This window comes from Brevundimonas sp. SGAir0440 (assembly GCF_005484585.1).
Taxonomy (GTDB): Bacteria; Pseudomonadota; Alphaproteobacteria; order Caulobacterales; family Caulobacteraceae; genus Brevundimonas.
Genome location: NZ_CP039435.1, coordinates 212,020 through 226,691, shown reverse-complemented (window position 1 = coordinate 226,691; position 14,672 = coordinate 212,020). Strand labels below are relative to the sequence as shown.

Genomic DNA, 14,672 nt, shown 5'->3' with positions numbered 1-14,672 from the left:
CTATCGGCTCGGCGCTTGCTTGAGAGCACGCATGTCAGTTTCGCTCCGGTTCAGATTTTTGCCTATCGGCTTGATGATGTTGGTGGCCATCTTTTGTGCCTTGGCCGGCAGTGCGTGGGCTATGAGAGTATCGCCTATGGTCAGCGAAATCAGCACTCTTGGTGCTGGCGCGTCGGCCCGTATTGAAGTGCAGAATATCGCGTCAACGCCTCTACCGTATGAAACCAGCATCACGCGCATAACCTTCAATGCTGACGGGACGATCACCGAGACCCCGGCTGACGAAGACTTCCTAGTTTTCCCGCCGCAAGGGGTTGCGGCACCCGGTGCTCGACAAATCATCCGAGCTCAGTGGATCGGCGATCCAGCGGCCTCTGCCTCGATGGCTTATTACATGGAGATCAGACAGCTCCCCGTCGACTTCGAGTCCCGATCAACCGACCTGGGAAGCGCTGCGGTTCAGGTCGTGTATCATATGAAGACGCTGATCATCGTGGCGCCGCCCAACACGGAATCCAGCGTGCAGGTCGTCTCGGTTGAGGCCGCGGAAATTAAGCAGCCGGCAGTGCCCGCCACGACGCAGACGTCGATCGAAGCTATCACTGGCACCCCCGCCACGCCGACTCCGGCCGTGGACGCATCTCCAGTGCCTGTCGTCAAGGTTCGTTTGCGGAATACTGGCCAGCGCCATGCGGTCATGAGCGGTGTCAACTGGGTCCTTGACGGCACCGACCGGTCTGGCCAGCCTCTGAAAATCACGCTTTCTGCTGGTCAGATCAGCGGAGCGGTTGGAGTTGGTTATGTCCCTCCGCAAGGCGGGGAGCGAGTTCTGACGGTTCCAACGGGACAGGCGTTTGGCGACGGGCCGATCAAACTGAGTTTCGCGGGATGATAGCGGGGGTCGCCCTGGCCCTCGTCGCGCTTGGGGGCGACTACACAGACGCGGTCGTGAAAACTGCGCCGGCTTACGATTTAAACCCGCCGGTTTCAGTCGAGGCTGCTCCAAAGGCGCAGCCTGATCCGTCGATGCAGTCGTCCGGCGCGCAGGGTTTCCAAAGACCCAATGTAAATCCGTATGACCGGGATTTGCAGATCACTGCGCCGCTTCTATTCGGACGGCGCGCACTGGGTGAACTTCCTATCACCTTGACGGCTGATGACCGCGTTTTGATCGAGCGCACGACCTTCCTTGATCTGCTGCGTGATGTTGTCAATCCGGAAGCCTTGGCGGAGATCACATCGCTGATCGGCGAGCGTTTGATATTTGAAAGTGAGGATATTTCGCCCGCTGGCGTCTCTCTTGCTTATGACCCTTCGACGCTGTCCGTAGCCATTCTGAGGATTGATCCTGCGCGGCGGTCAAGGGGAGAGATATTTGCTGCCGGCACACGGCAGCCTGAGTCATCGATTCAGCCCGAACCATTTTCTGCCTATGTGAATCTAGATGCCTTCGCCACCGCGCAGGACGGCCAGATTGATCCGGCCGGCCTAGTTTCGGGAGCAATCAGATTTGGAAATATTGTTTTCGAGGCGGAAGCTCGGGGGGGGCGAGGTGTCGACGGAACAACCGAGTTCGACAGGCGGTACGCGCGATTGGTCTATGATGAACCCGAAGCTTATCGACGCTGGTACCTGGGCGATCTGGACCCCGAGTTTCGCGGTCGGCAAGGCTATGTGCCGCTAGGCGGTATTGGTGTTTCGCGCCAGCGCAGGCGCTTCAATGCCTTCCGCAGCGACATCCTTCAGGGCAGTCGGCAACTGCTACTGGAGCAGGATTCTACTGTCACCATTCTGCGCAACGGCGTGGTTTTTCGTGAGCTTCAGCTCGATGCCGGCCCGTACGACCTCAGTTCGCTGCCTCTGCTTGCCGGGAGCAACGACGTTGAGGTCAGGATCCGCGACTTGGCCGGACGAACGCAACTACTCAACTACTCAGCCTATCTCGACCCGATCGACCTCGAGCCCGGAGACTTCGAGTACGGCGCGTTTCTCGGCGTTTCGTCGAAGAGCTTCTTCGGCTCGCCTACTTATGATGGCGATCCGGCCTTCACCGGGTTCTACCGAAAGGCTTTCGTCGATAGGCCCGCAGTAGGCGTGGGGCTTCAACTGAGCGAGGCCGTCCAAGGGCTATATGGCGAAACCCAGTTGATCTTACGAGATGGATCGCGGTTACAATTCAACGCAGCAGCCAGCAACAGCGAATCTGGCGCCGGGTATGCCGCAGGTATTAGCTATGATCGTCAGTTCGATAGGGGGGAACAGGCTGACTATCTAACGGTACAAGCAGACTTTACATCCGAGCGTTTTTCGACCTTGGGTAATATTGCGCTGCAAAATTTCTCGGATTGGTCAGCTTCAGCACAATACAGCCGATACTTTTCAGCGAGGCTCTATGGAACGGTCAATGCGACCTATCAGACCTTTCGAATGGATCTCGATCCCACTTGGCGTGTGACGACGACGGCAAACTATAGATTTACGCCTCGGGTGCGCGCGTCGATCGGAGCGGATTATGGTCGAACAGCGTTTCGCTCTGGAGACCGCCAGGAAATCGGGCTCAGATTCTCCATCACTTGGCAACCAGACTTCCAGCGTCGAAGTGAGGTTGCGTACGATCAACGTACAGACAGCGCCGTCGCCAGCTATTCTAAGAGTGGTGACGGGCGTGTCGGCAGCATCGGATACGGTGCCTTGGTTGGATACAGCGACGGTCCTGCGAACGTGTCGGCCTATGCGGATTATGTGGGTAATCGTGGGACTGTGGCGTTCACACAATCAGCGACGGGCGAAGACTTCTCATCGGTGTCTGACCGAACCGCAACGACGCTCAGCGTTGGTACGTCTCTAGCGATCACAGGCGGGCGGATCGGAATTGGCCGACGCATTAACAACAGCTTTGCCATTGTGGGCGAGCACCAGAGCCTGCAGGGACGGCGTGTGATTATCGGGGATAGTCTCGAAGACGGTCGATATATCGCCAGTTCTGGGCCTCTTGGCCCCGCCGTGTTCAGCTTCCTGACGCCGTTCGTCGATCAATCGATTCGCTATGATGTCGTGAACCCGCCCCGCGGCTACGACATCGGATCGGGCATTTTTCGGGTCAAGCCCGCAAACCGAAGCGGCTTTGCATTAACGGTTGGCACCGACGCGTTCGTTACGGCCTACGGCACATTGCAACGGTCTGACGGCGAGGCTGTTGGACTGGCGGCTGGCGTGATGCGATCGCTGACGGAACCTGATACTGCCCCCGTTAATGTCTTCACGAACCGCGTTGGCCGATTTGCGCTTTCAGGCTTGAAGCCGGGAGGCCGGTACAGCATCAACCTTTCCGACGCCGATGGCACAGCCTTCGAGTTTCAGGTTCCGACCGATACTGACGGTTTGCTGGACCTTCAAGTCATCAAAGTTCCGGAATGATCAGCTCAAGGAAAGCGACCATGCGTGCGAACTTATTCTTCACAATCGTATTGGCTGCACTTTCAGCTGCACCTGTCCGGGCTCAGGTTACATCGTCGAAACCGTCAGACTGCCGGTTGATCATTAATGTCGTGAGCGCCAGGTGGTCGATAGAGGATTATGATCCGTTTGGTGCAGAAGTTCCGTTCAAGCAGTTTCAGCTCGCGCTGACGAACTCGGGTACGGGAACATGCCTGGGCGCGCTAGAAGCGGAATTACTAGACGAACCCTATGGCCTGGCTGGCCTCGGAACTGATCGCGTGCCCTATACGCTAGTAGATGAGGAAGCGAGCCGAGACCTGACGCCCCGTGCCGGCAGAAGCTCGCAAACGATGAGGGGTCGTCCTCTCGCTGTGGGGCCGGGGGAGACCGTGACACGGTTATTGTCTTTCGTGGTGGACGCCTCCCAGCTTCGCGGAGACGGGTCGTTCTCCCAGAAACTCAGGCTACAGGCGGTCGGGCGAGAACAGGATGTCCTGACGAGTCGCGACCTTTCGCTCGAACTCCAAGTCCGTCCTGTCACTGCCATCCAGCTTGCAGGCGCCGTTAGTCGTCGCGCAGGGTCTGGAGCAACAGTCGACCTTGGTGAACTTTCCAAAGGGCTGCATCAGTCTCCCCTTCAACTGCAGGTTCAGAGTACCAGGGGATATGTCGTCAGCTTCTCTTCTGAAAATCAGGGCCGTCTATCACTAGGAGCAACCGGCTGGAGCGTGCCCTACGCCTTGGTGCTGGACGGCGAGCGTTACCAGCTGAACCAGCCCTCGTCGCTGCGGGTAGGCGGATGGAAAGAGAGGTTCGATCGCTTCAGTCTCGGGTTTGATGTCGAAAGCGTGAGTGGGCTTCGAGCAGGGCGCTATTCTGATGTGCTGACCATCTCAGTCCGACCGATGTAGCGCCGAAGTCGGCGCATCAAATCGGGCGGATGGTCAGAACCACAATCAAGGGGGTTTCGACTTTGACGGCGTCGAACCGATAGTTCATTTTTCGTATGGCGGCTCGGGTGGACTGACTGACAATCTTTCCAGAGGTCTCCGACAGGTCCAGCACGCTGTTGCCATATGTCAGACTCGCGCTTTCATCACCGCTTAACTGGCGATAATTGGCTGTCACGGTGAAGCCGCCAGGATTATTGCAAGCTTCCGTCACCGTGCCTTCGGCACCGCTCACTGCTTGCATAACAGTCTCAGACCTGACCCAGCAGGAAAGTGGCACTGTAGCGCGAAGACGAAATGACCCGCTTTGGGGACCCGCGTGCGCCGCCTGCGTTATCAGCAGCGTGGCTGAAAATAGCGCTGCAGTAGCAAGATATCCATTTCGGACAGCACTGGTCATAAGACGTTCTCTCTCGACGTCCCGATACATTATCCCCTGCGCGTTAAATCTTGCTAAGACTGTATGATTAGCAATGAGCTCAATTTATTGGTTAAGGTTCTGTCTCGGACGACTGTACAGTGCTCAATGACGAGGCCACCTTCGTTAATCCGACAACAACTTGGCCTTAATGTCCGACCTTCATGCCGTCCGGCGCATGAAGGACTACACTAACAGGCCAAGCACGGGACCTTGGATGGCTCAGCGGTTTCGGTCGAGGCACTTAATCGCTCGCATCATCCCGTTCGCGCCGCATCGGGCCTGCCCCGTTCATTCCCATCGCCGAACAAAGGGAGAAAGATCAGGGGCCCTGACAGAGTAAAGCATCGTCAAGGCGATCAAGGAACAAGCCGTGTCGCCTGGCGATGCGCCGCAGCGCATCGCGAGAGCTTCTGCGCGCGCTTAAAACTGTTTCGACAACGACACGAAGGTGCGCCAGCCTTTGTCATGTTGGTTATAGGGCGCACGGGACAGGGGTCTGGCGAACTCGATACGAAGGGTGGTCTTGCGGTCGAAGGTGATGCGCGAACCGACCCCGGCGGACGTCAGCTGTTCGGACCAGTCGCGACCGGGCGTCTTGTTCCACACCTTGGCGGTGTCGAAGAAGGCGAAGGCCTGGGCGAAGGTGATCAGGTCGCCCTTGGGATCATATCCGATCCGCGCCTCAATCATCCCGGCGACGGCCTTGTCGCCGCTGGCTTCGCCATAGTCATACGCCCGGCCATAGGTCGGGCCGCCGACGAAGAACTCTTCGGAGCTGAGCAAGGCGTCGTCCGACCATTGGCCTGAGGCCTCGACATAGACGCCGACATACTTGCTGAGATCGCGATAGGCGCTGACCTGGGCGTTGACCTTGAAGAACTCGCCCGTCGCGTCGTAGCGCGTATTCAGCGGCGAGCGCTCGGTCGTGGCGCCGAAGGCGTCAATCCCTTTCGATAGCTGAATTGAGCCGGCCATCCAGCCGGAGCTGGAACGCCGCTGTCCCGCCACCGACATCCGCGCCACGGTCAGGGTCTCGTCGGTGCGACCCGTGGCGACGTAGTTCTGCTCGACGCGACGGACATCCAGTCCCGCGTTGAGCCAGAGGTTCTTGTCGCGCGAACGGACCAGAGGATGCGAGAGCGTGACCGAGGCCATGCGGCTGCTCCCCCCGACCCAGCCCGATGCGTTCTGAAGCGGCGCATCCGTCTCATAGCCCGATACGCCAAAGCGGACGCGGCCGCCTCCGGACGCGATGACAGAGTAGGACGCATCGACATAGGTGAGCTCTTCAGGGCGATCCGGCACCGTCAGCACGCCCAATGTGATCTGGTCGCCGGCCGTAAAGGTCGAGTTGCGGGCGCCGGACAAATAGACCTGCCACGGACCTTGGGTTTCGGAGCCGCGATTGTCGGCATAGACGCCAGCGCTGCCCGCGGCCATTTCCGTCTCGACCACTAGGCGGTGCTGCGCCGGGTCGCCGATGATCGGCTCGATGCGACTGGTCAGTTTGACGCCGGGCACGTCGGACGCCAGCGACAGACGGCGATCCAGTTCGCCGATGGTCAGGGGGCGCTGGTTCACCAAAGGCTTCAGGATCGATTCGACAGCCTGCGCGCCATCGCCGGTCAGTTTCAGTTCCGAGATATAGCCCTCGAACACGACAATGCGGGCGGCGCCGATGGCGGGGTCGGTTTCGGCGACGACGGCGCGGGTCAGAAAATATCCGTCGTTGCGATAACGGGCGGTGATTGCATTGGCCGACTGCACGAGATCGTCCACCGAGACGCGCCGCGCCAACTGCTGGTCATAGGTGTCGGCGAGATCGGCGAGTGGATAGGCGCTCACCCCCTGGATCAGCATGCTGGTCAGGATCAGACATCCGGCGCATCCGGCGTCCGGCGTCGAGGCCGGCTCAGCGTCCGCGCGAACCGGTCCCGCGACAGCCATGGTCAGCACCGCCACCATCCCCCACAGGACGCTGATTGTTCTTAACCATGAAGTCGAAAAAATATGACGCACGCCGTTCTCCAAACACAGGAGATCATTTACGGCGTTCGGGCTAAAAATCGTGTTAATATCACCAGTTAAGAGCTTGGCAGGCACGTCCTGATATCCAGAACATCAAACAGAATGTCTGGAGTGTGTGTTGGCCAATCGATACGCAATATTCTTCGCGATCCTCTTCTTCTTTGTGCGCTACCCGACCCAGGCTCTGGCGGATGAATGGCGCATCAGGGAAGTGGCGGGCGTTGTTCGCGTGGCCATACCGGCGCGGCCCGCTGCAAACGGCTCGGTTGGGCAGGTATTACCGACCGGAACCAGCGTCACGACAGGCGGAAACGGCCGTGCGATGATCACGAACGGTCAGCAAAGGGTCGTGGTAGGGCCGAACAGTCGCACCACGCTCGCGCCAGAAGTCGGTGGCATGACGCGGGTCTTGCAGGACCTCGGCTCGGCCCTTTTCCAGGTCGATCGGCAGAGGCAGCCGCACTTCCGCGTGGAGACGCCGCTGCTTGCCGCCGTGGTGAAGGGGACGACATTTACAGTCACCGTCGACCCCATGGGCGACCGCGTGCATGTCGCAGAAGGTCTGGTCGAAGTTCGCGCCAATAACGGCAATGCCGTCAGCGACGTGGCGGCGGGCGCCACCGCCCTGGTTCCACGCCAACAACCGTCCAGCGTCGAGGTTTCCACACCGGCGGCTGCAGTTCCGACGGAAGCGGCTCCCGTTGCGGCGCCGAGTCTGGACTACGAGGCCTTGACCGATGGTCTGGTTCAGAACCCCCCAGCGGCCGCGCCAGCAGCCACTACTGCGACGGCGTCCACATCAGGCGCCTCGACGGCCGCGACGACGACAACATCGGCTACGACCACAAGCACGACTTCGGTTCCAACGACGTCTTCAACTGCGACGTCCACCGCTGCGGCAGGAAACTCCGCTTCAAGCGGAAACGCTTCACTGCCGCCAGCTGCAACCAACGCAAGCAACAATGCCGCAGCGGGCCCCGGTAACAGCGCCAATCCTGGAGCGACTAATCCTGGCAACCCCGGCTCGGGCAACCCAGGCGCCAGCAACCCGGGCAACGGCAACCCGGGCTCGGGTAACCCCGGCAATGGCGATCCCGGCAACGCTAACCCTGGCTCGGGCAACCCCGGCAACGGTAATCCGGGCTCGGGCAACCCCGGCAATGGCGATCCCGGCAACGCTAACCCTGGCTCGGGCAACCCCGGCAACGGTAATCCGGGCTCGGGCAACCCCGGCAACGGCAACCCTGGCGCCGGCAACCCTGGCAACGGCAATCCAGGCGCTGGCAATCCGGGCAATGGCAACCCTGGCTCAGGCAATCCGGGCTCGGGCAACCCCGGCAACGGCAACCCTGGCGCCGGCAACCCTGGCAACGGCAATCCAGGCGCTGGCAATCCGGGCAATGGCAACCCTGGCTCAGGCAATCCGGGCTCGGGCAACCCCGGCAACGGCAACCCTGGCGCCGGCAACCCTGGCAACGGCAATCCAGGCGCTGGCAATCCGGGCAATGGCAACCCAGGCTCGGGCAACCCGGGCAATGGCAACCCTGGCTCAGGCAATCCGGGCTCGGGCAACCCCGGCAACGGCAACCCTGGCGCCGGCAACCCTGGCAACGGCAATCCAGGCGCTGGCAATCCGGGCAATGGCAACCCAGGCTCGGGCAACCCCGGCAACGGCAACCCAGGCTCGGGCAACCCCGGCAACGGTAATCCGGGCAATGGCAACCCGGGCAACGGCAACCCAGGCTCGGGCAACCCCGGCAACGGCAACCCGGGTTCGGGCAATCCGGGCAACGGCAACCCGGGTTCGGGCAATCCCGGCAACGGCAACCCGGGTTCGGGCAATCCCGGCAACGGTAACCCCGGCAACGGTAATCCGGGCAATGGCAACCCAGGCTCGGGCAACCCCGACAACGGCAACCCGGGTTCGGGCAATCCCGGCAACGGTAATCCGGGCAATGGCAACCCCGGCAACGGCAACCCGGGTTCGGGCAATCCCGGCAACGGTAACCCCGGCAGCGGTAATCCGGGCAATGGCAACCCTGGCAACGGCAACCCAGGCTCGGGCAATCCGGGCAACGGCAACCCAGGCTCGGGCAACCCCGGCAACGGCAACCCGGGTTCGGGCAATCCCGGCAACGGTAACCCCGGCAACGGTAATCCGGGCAATGGCAACCCGGGCTCGGGCAACCCCGGCAACGGCAACCCTGGCAACGGCAACCCCGGCTCGGGCAATCCGGGCAATGGTAACCCGGGGTCGGGCGACCCGGGCAACGGTAACCCCGGCAACGGCAACCCCGGCAACGGCAACCCCGGCTCGGGCAACCCTGGCAACGGCAATCCGGGCAACGGTAACCCCGGCAACGGCAACCCCGGCAACGGCAACCCCGGCTCGGGCAACCCTGGCAACGGCAATCCGGGCTCGGGCAACCCTGGCAACGGCAACCCCGGCAACGGCAACCCTGGCAACGGCAACCCCGGCTCGGGCAATCCGGGCAACGGTAACCCCGGCTCGGGCAACCCCGGCGCCGGCAACCCTGGCAACGGCAACCCCGGCAACGGCAATCCGGGCAACGGCAACCCGGGCTCGGGCAACCCAGGCAACGGCAACCCTGGCAACGGCAACCCCGGCTCGGGCAACCCTGGCAACGGCAACCCCGGCGCCGGCAACCCTGGCAACGGCAACCCCGGCTCGGGCAATCCGGGCAATGGTAACCCGGGGTCGGGCGACCCGGGCAACGGTAACCCCGGCAACGGCAACCCCGGCAACGGCAACCCCGGCTCGGGCAACCCTGGCAACGGCAATCCGGGCAATGGTAACCCCGGCTCGGGTAACCCCGGCAACGGCAACCCCGGCAACGGCAACCCTGGCAACGGCAACCCCGGCTCGGGCAATCCGGGCAACGGTAACCCCGGCTCGGGCAACCCTGGCAACGGCAATCCGGGCAATGGTAACCCCGGCTCGGGTAACCCCGGCAACGGCAACCCCGGCTCGGGCAACCCCGGCGCCGGCAACCCTGGCAACGGCAACCCCGGCAACGGCAATCCGGGCAACGGCAACCCGGGCTCGGGCAACCCAGGCAACGGCAACCCCGGCTCGGGCAATCCGGGCAATGGTAACCCGGGGTCGGGCGACCCGGGCAACGGTAACCCCGGCAACGGCAACCCCGGCAACGGCAACCCCGGCTCGGGCAACCCTGGCAACGGCAATCCGGGCAATGGTAACCCCGGCTCGGGTAACCCCGGCTCGGGTAACCCCGGCAACGGCAACCCTGGCAACGGCAATCCCGGCTCGGGCAACCCCGGCGCCGGCAACCCCGGCTCGGGCAATCCGGGCAACGGTAACGCTGGCAACGGCAACCCCGGCAACGGCAATCCGGGCTCGGGCAACCCGGGCAACGGCAACCCCGGCAACGGTAATCCGGGTGGGGATGATCCCGGCAAGGGCGGTCCTCGGCCTCCGAAACGGTGACCATGCGCACCGCTGCTGATGGACTCGATCGACGTCGACTTCCTGTCGTCGTTTGGTCCGTGCTGATCCTGGCGTTCGCTGGCGTTGGCATGCTTGCGAACGCCTTCCGGCCCCTAGACGACGTCATCGCCTCTGCGCGGTTCTCGGTTCTGGAGCGACCTGCCAGCCAGAGCCTGACGATCGTCGAGATCGATTCCCGAAGCCTGGTCGCCGCAGAAGCCTGGCCATGGGACCGGCGACGATATGCCCAAGCGATCGACAATCTGATTGCGGCCGGCGCGACCCTGGTCGCCGTCGATGTCGATTTCAGCGCGCCGTCCAATCCCGCGTCCGATCAGGCGCTGGCGGCGGCGGTATCGCGCCATCCTGGTCAGGTGGCGTTGGCGACCTTTGAGCAGATGGAGTCGTATGGCGCCGGCGAGAGACGCAGATCGGGCAACCGCCCGATCGGGCCGCTTCTGAACGAGTCGTTGCTCGCGTCGGTCAATGTGCCGGTGGATGGGGACGGACGGGTGCGCCATTACGATTACGGCGCCTCAGAAGACGCGCCGCCATCGGTCGCGGCCCTGCTGGCCGATGCCTCGGTGCGTCAGGGCGCTTTCACCGTCGATTTCGGGATCGAGCAGAAATCGATCCCCCACCTCAGTTTCGAGAACGTCTATAGCGGCCGCTTCGACCCCTCGCTCGTGCGCGGCAAGAAGGTTCTGATGGGGGCGACGGCCCTGGAACTCGGCGACGAGTTCGCCACGCCCGTTGGGCTGTTGCCCGGCGTCATCATCCACGCCCTCGCCTACGAAAGTATCGCTGGCGGACGGGCCTTGATCAGCCTCAGCCCGCTGGCTCTTCTGATCCTCTGCGCCGGACTCGTCGCGGCGCTGCAGCCCGTCAGAAGCGGGGGCGCTGCTCTGTGGCGGTTAGTCGTGCGCCATGTCGCCGTCACGGCCTTGATCGTGATCGCGCCGGTCGTGCTTCAGGCCTTGTTGCCGGTTAGCATCGACATCGCCGCGCTTCTTTTCACGCAGACACTGATGGCGATCTGGGCGACCCGCGTCGAGCTGACGAGGCAGGCCAAGGCGATCGTGCAGGCGCGAGAGGCCGGCCTGCTTCATCTGGCGATGCATCAGCCGGAAACCGGGATTCCAAACCGCCGAGCCCTGCTGGCGGGCATCGACGATCTCATCGCCACAGCCGAGACGAACGTCGCCGTCTTTGCGATCGGCGTGGATCGCCATGCGGAAATGCGCGGGGTCGTCGGTTATGACGTCGCCAACACCTTGATGGTCCAGCTTGCCGATCGCTTGGCCGATTTGGCCGAAGTGGACCTGGTGGCGCAAATTGCGTCCTCGGTGCTCGCCTTCTCGCGGGCCGATCTGTCCGCGGATCAGCAACACGCCCTGGCCAGATCTCTTCGCGCCGTAGAGACGACCTTCACAGTCGACGGCCAGCCGCTGGATCTGTTCGTCCGCATCGGCAGCGCCTCGCAGGATAGGCAATCGGCGAGCGGCGACGCCCTGATCGAACGGGCGACGACGGCGCTAAACCAGGCCGATCTCTCGGACGACCGTACGGTGCTGTATGACGAGGCGACTTTTGTCGATCCCGACAACAACCTCGCCCTGATGTCGGAACTTCGCGACGCCCTGCGCAGGAGCGACGTCAGTCTGCACTATCAGCCGAAGCGGAAGACCTCGGATGGCTCAACGGCTTCGGTCGAGGCGCTCTGCCGCTGGCATCATCCCGTTCGCGGTCGGATCGGGCCGGACCTGTTCATTCCCATCGCCGAGCAGACGGGACAGATCAGGGTCCTGACAGAGTGGAGCATCATCAAAGCGATCGAGGATCAGGCCGCGCTTAAGGCTCAGGGCGTTCATTTGGCGATCGCTCTGAATGTTTCGGGACGGCTCCTTGTGGACGAGGCCTTCCAAGCGCGTGCGCTTCAGTTGATCGAGGGCTGCGACGCCGATCTCATCTTCGAAATCACTGAGACTGCCGTCATCGAAAACCCGAAGATCGCGGCCCAGGCGATCGCGGCCTATCGGTCGGCGGGGGTGCGGATTTCGATCGACGACTACGGCGCCGGCCTATCTTCGCTCAGCTATCTGAAAATTCTGAACGCCGACGAGTTGAAGATCGACCGATCTCTGATCCTTGATGTCGTCAACAGCGCACGCGATCGTCTGATCATCAAATCCACCGTCGATCTGGCCCACGGCTTGGGCATGACCGTCGTCGCTGAGGGCGTCGAGACCAGGGAAGTGTTTGATGTCTTGGCAACATTGGGGTGCGACACCATCCAGGGCTACTGGATCTCGCGACCGCTGCCTTTTGAAAGTCTGGTGAGTTTTTTGACACCATCTGAAAGCACAAAAGCTTCGTCCGGCCCCTGCCGAGGTAACGCTGCATAGAGCTTGAGGCGATCGTAACATGAGACTTGAGGCAGCACGCGATTGACCACGTTTCAGTGTTCATGGACGCGTGGTGACAGTTATTTTGAACCTTTGTTGAAAGTCGGCGCTCGGCTCGGATGGTCTAATCAGCATCCAGCACGTCACCGGATTCCGCAAACCGCGCCGCCGACGGCGTGTGGCCCAGCTCAGCGTTTGTCTTGATGGAAGACCTTGGAGGCGTGCGGCGGACGTTTCTGATGGCTTTGCGAAACGAGCGTCAGTTTATGAGTTGAAAGCTCAATCTCAGGGCGCCGGTAATGCCTTTGACGCCCATGCGCATGCAGATGGCGCGCAGGTGGGCGCGGACAGTGTGGATCGACATATCCATCTTTCGGCTGATGTCCTTTGGCGCCTCGCCTTGGGTCAGATGGGATAGGACCAGGAGTTCAGCCCGGGTCAGACCGAAAATAGCGCGCAGCGGCTCCATAACCTCCACGCCCATGCAACGGGCCGGGCGCGCCGTGGCGAAGATGCGGTCAATCGCATCGGGCGCCGTCGCCAGATCCAGCAGGCACCAGGCGTCATCGCCTGCGCGAAACAGAAGGCGGCCGTGGGATTGTCGTCCTTGCAGCAGACGGTTGGCCAAGGCGTCGAACTCGCCACGATTGCGATGGGAGGGACAGATGAAAGCCCCGCCAGCGCCCAGCACACCGGCTGCAATCATGGCTCTGGCCTTGGCGTTGGCGTGGATCACGCAGCCCTGAGGATCCAGAACAAAACGGGCGTGAATGTCGTGTTCGAACCAGGCGGTGCAGTCCGCACGAGGCAGGGGTGTCGGATTTCCGTTTGACCTGATTGGCGTCCGGCGCTGCCCAAACTCTCCTTGCAGGATTGCTGAAACAGCACGGCCGTCTGTTCGCGACGCCGACCCAATCTTTTGCTCATACATTTGCGCCACCCCTTTCCGCAGGCCGTCAAAAACCCGGATAGAGCTGTCGGCCTCGAGCTTACGATCTGTGTGTGCCGGCTCCTCAAAACAGCCGGCTCATCGCATTAACTTTGTTAACAGTTTGAAGGCCGCGTCGTAATCGCCGCTATGGGCTAACCATGATGGGGTATCTCTCGTCAGCGGGGCGATATGTCGATGGCGAGCACATCCTGATAGCGACCGGCCATCTGATCCTTGATCTTGCCCAAGGTAAACAGCATCGGCAGCGATATGCCGGCGAGGGTCCGGGGCGGATCGACCTCCTTGGTCCACGGCGCCTGTAAATCGACCGGCGTCCCGTCCAGCTCGACCGCGTAGGCGACGCTGGACGCCGTCTCCGCATCGCCCTGACGTTGCATCAGGCCGCGATGTTCGGACGTGATCGCGATGACCGACGGTGCGTTGGCGCGGACCTGGATGAAGATGCGCCGCGTCAGGCCGGTAGAGGCGTCACCGAAATCGACCACCTCCACACTGGAACCCGAACCAAAGGCTCCGGCGGCGCCAGCCAGATTCAGTTGTGCTCGGGGCGTGGATACCAGCTGCAACCGGACCGGGATTGGGGCAAGCAAAGCCGTCCCATCAGCGTCCTTGACCAGCAGCTTCAGGTCGCTGGCGTAGGTTCCTGCGTCCGGCACGGCGTCCACGACGATGGCGGCGTCCAACTGCGCCTGACCTGTCGCCTTGCCTGCGAGAGTGTAGCGCAAGACTCCAGGCTCGACGTCAGACGTCTGAAGCCCCGACGCCTCTCGCGGACGAAACTGCACCCCCACGCCCCCAAGGTCCAGCCGGGAAACAATCGCCCCGCCGTCGTCAACGAAGGACAGCCGCAGCTCGCAGGCCTCATCTGTCTGGTTCTTCAGGCCCAAATCGATGGCGCCGCTCGACGGTCCCGCAGCGAAGGGATTGTAGTTGATGACGACAGTGTTGGGGTTCTGGGTCAGGGCAAGGTCGCAGGCTCTCGCCTTAGAGGCGGTCACGGCCAGGATAG

General features: G+C 62.2%; 9 protein-coding genes. 5 read left to right on the top strand and 4 right to left on the bottom strand.

Annotated elements, in window-relative coordinates:
* Positions 1-136: 136 nt before the first annotated feature.
* From E7T10_RS01035 to E7T10_RS01025, 3 genes are all read left to right on the top strand, one after another.
* Entirely contained in the window at positions 137-892 is a 756-nt protein-coding gene (locus tag E7T10_RS01035; RefSeq protein WP_137720364.1) for a molecular chaperone, read from the top strand.
* Positions 889-3,417 (top strand): fimbria/pilus outer membrane usher protein, encoded by a 2,529-nt coding sequence (locus E7T10_RS01030; RefSeq protein WP_137720363.1) that lies wholly within the window; start codon positions 889-891, stop codon positions 3,415-3,417. The genes E7T10_RS01035 and E7T10_RS01030 overlap by 4 nt, the downstream gene beginning before the upstream one ends.
* 116 nt (positions 3,418-3,533) lie before the next feature.
* Positions 3,534-4,349 (top strand): hypothetical protein, encoded by an 816-nt coding sequence (locus tag E7T10_RS01025; RefSeq protein WP_210416129.1) that lies wholly within the window; start codon positions 3,534-3,536, stop codon positions 4,347-4,349.
* A 16-nt stretch (positions 4,350-4,365) separates the two neighbouring features.
* On the opposite strand, the gene E7T10_RS01020 is transcribed toward E7T10_RS01025, so the two are convergent.
* On the bottom strand, positions 4,366-4,632 hold the full coding sequence (locus E7T10_RS01020; RefSeq protein ID WP_137720361.1) for a hypothetical protein: 267 nt from the start codon (positions 4,630-4,632) through the stop codon (positions 4,366-4,368).
* A gap of 597 nt (positions 4,633-5,229) precedes the next feature.
* Positions 5,230-6,756, bottom strand: coding sequence for a ShlB/FhaC/HecB family hemolysin secretion/activation protein (locus tag E7T10_RS01015; protein ID WP_168189863.1), 1,527 nt, complete (start codon positions 6,754-6,756; stop codon positions 5,230-5,232).
* 403 nt (positions 6,757-7,159) lie between these two features.
* Here E7T10_RS01015 and E7T10_RS01010 point away from each other — a divergent pair, with 403 nt between their 5' ends.
* Both E7T10_RS01010 and E7T10_RS01005 read left to right on the top strand, forming a co-directional pair.
* Positions 7,160-10,306, top strand: a complete 3,147-nt coding sequence (locus tag E7T10_RS01010) for a FecR domain-containing protein (protein ID WP_137720359.1) — start codon at positions 7,160-7,162, stop codon at positions 10,304-10,306.
* Between the two features lie 89 nt (positions 10,307-10,395).
* On the top strand, positions 10,396-12,711 hold the full coding sequence (locus E7T10_RS01005; protein ID WP_168189862.1) for an EAL domain-containing protein: 2,316 nt from the start codon (positions 10,396-10,398) through the stop codon (positions 12,709-12,711).
* Between the two features lie 259 nt (positions 12,712-12,970).
* Here the strand turns inward: E7T10_RS01005 and E7T10_RS15825 are convergent, their stop codons facing one another.
* Both E7T10_RS15825 and E7T10_RS00995 read right to left on the bottom strand, forming a co-directional pair.
* A complete protein-coding gene (locus tag E7T10_RS15825) occupies positions 12,971-13,642 on the bottom strand; it encodes a LuxR C-terminal-related transcriptional regulator (RefSeq protein WP_210416128.1) in 672 nt (223 codons plus the stop codon).
* Positions 13,643-13,818: 176 nt separating this feature from the next.
* Positions 13,819-14,661, bottom strand: coding sequence for a hypothetical protein (locus E7T10_RS00995; RefSeq protein ID WP_137720357.1), 843 nt, complete (start codon positions 14,659-14,661; stop codon positions 13,819-13,821).
* Positions 14,662-14,672 lie beyond the last annotated feature (11 nt).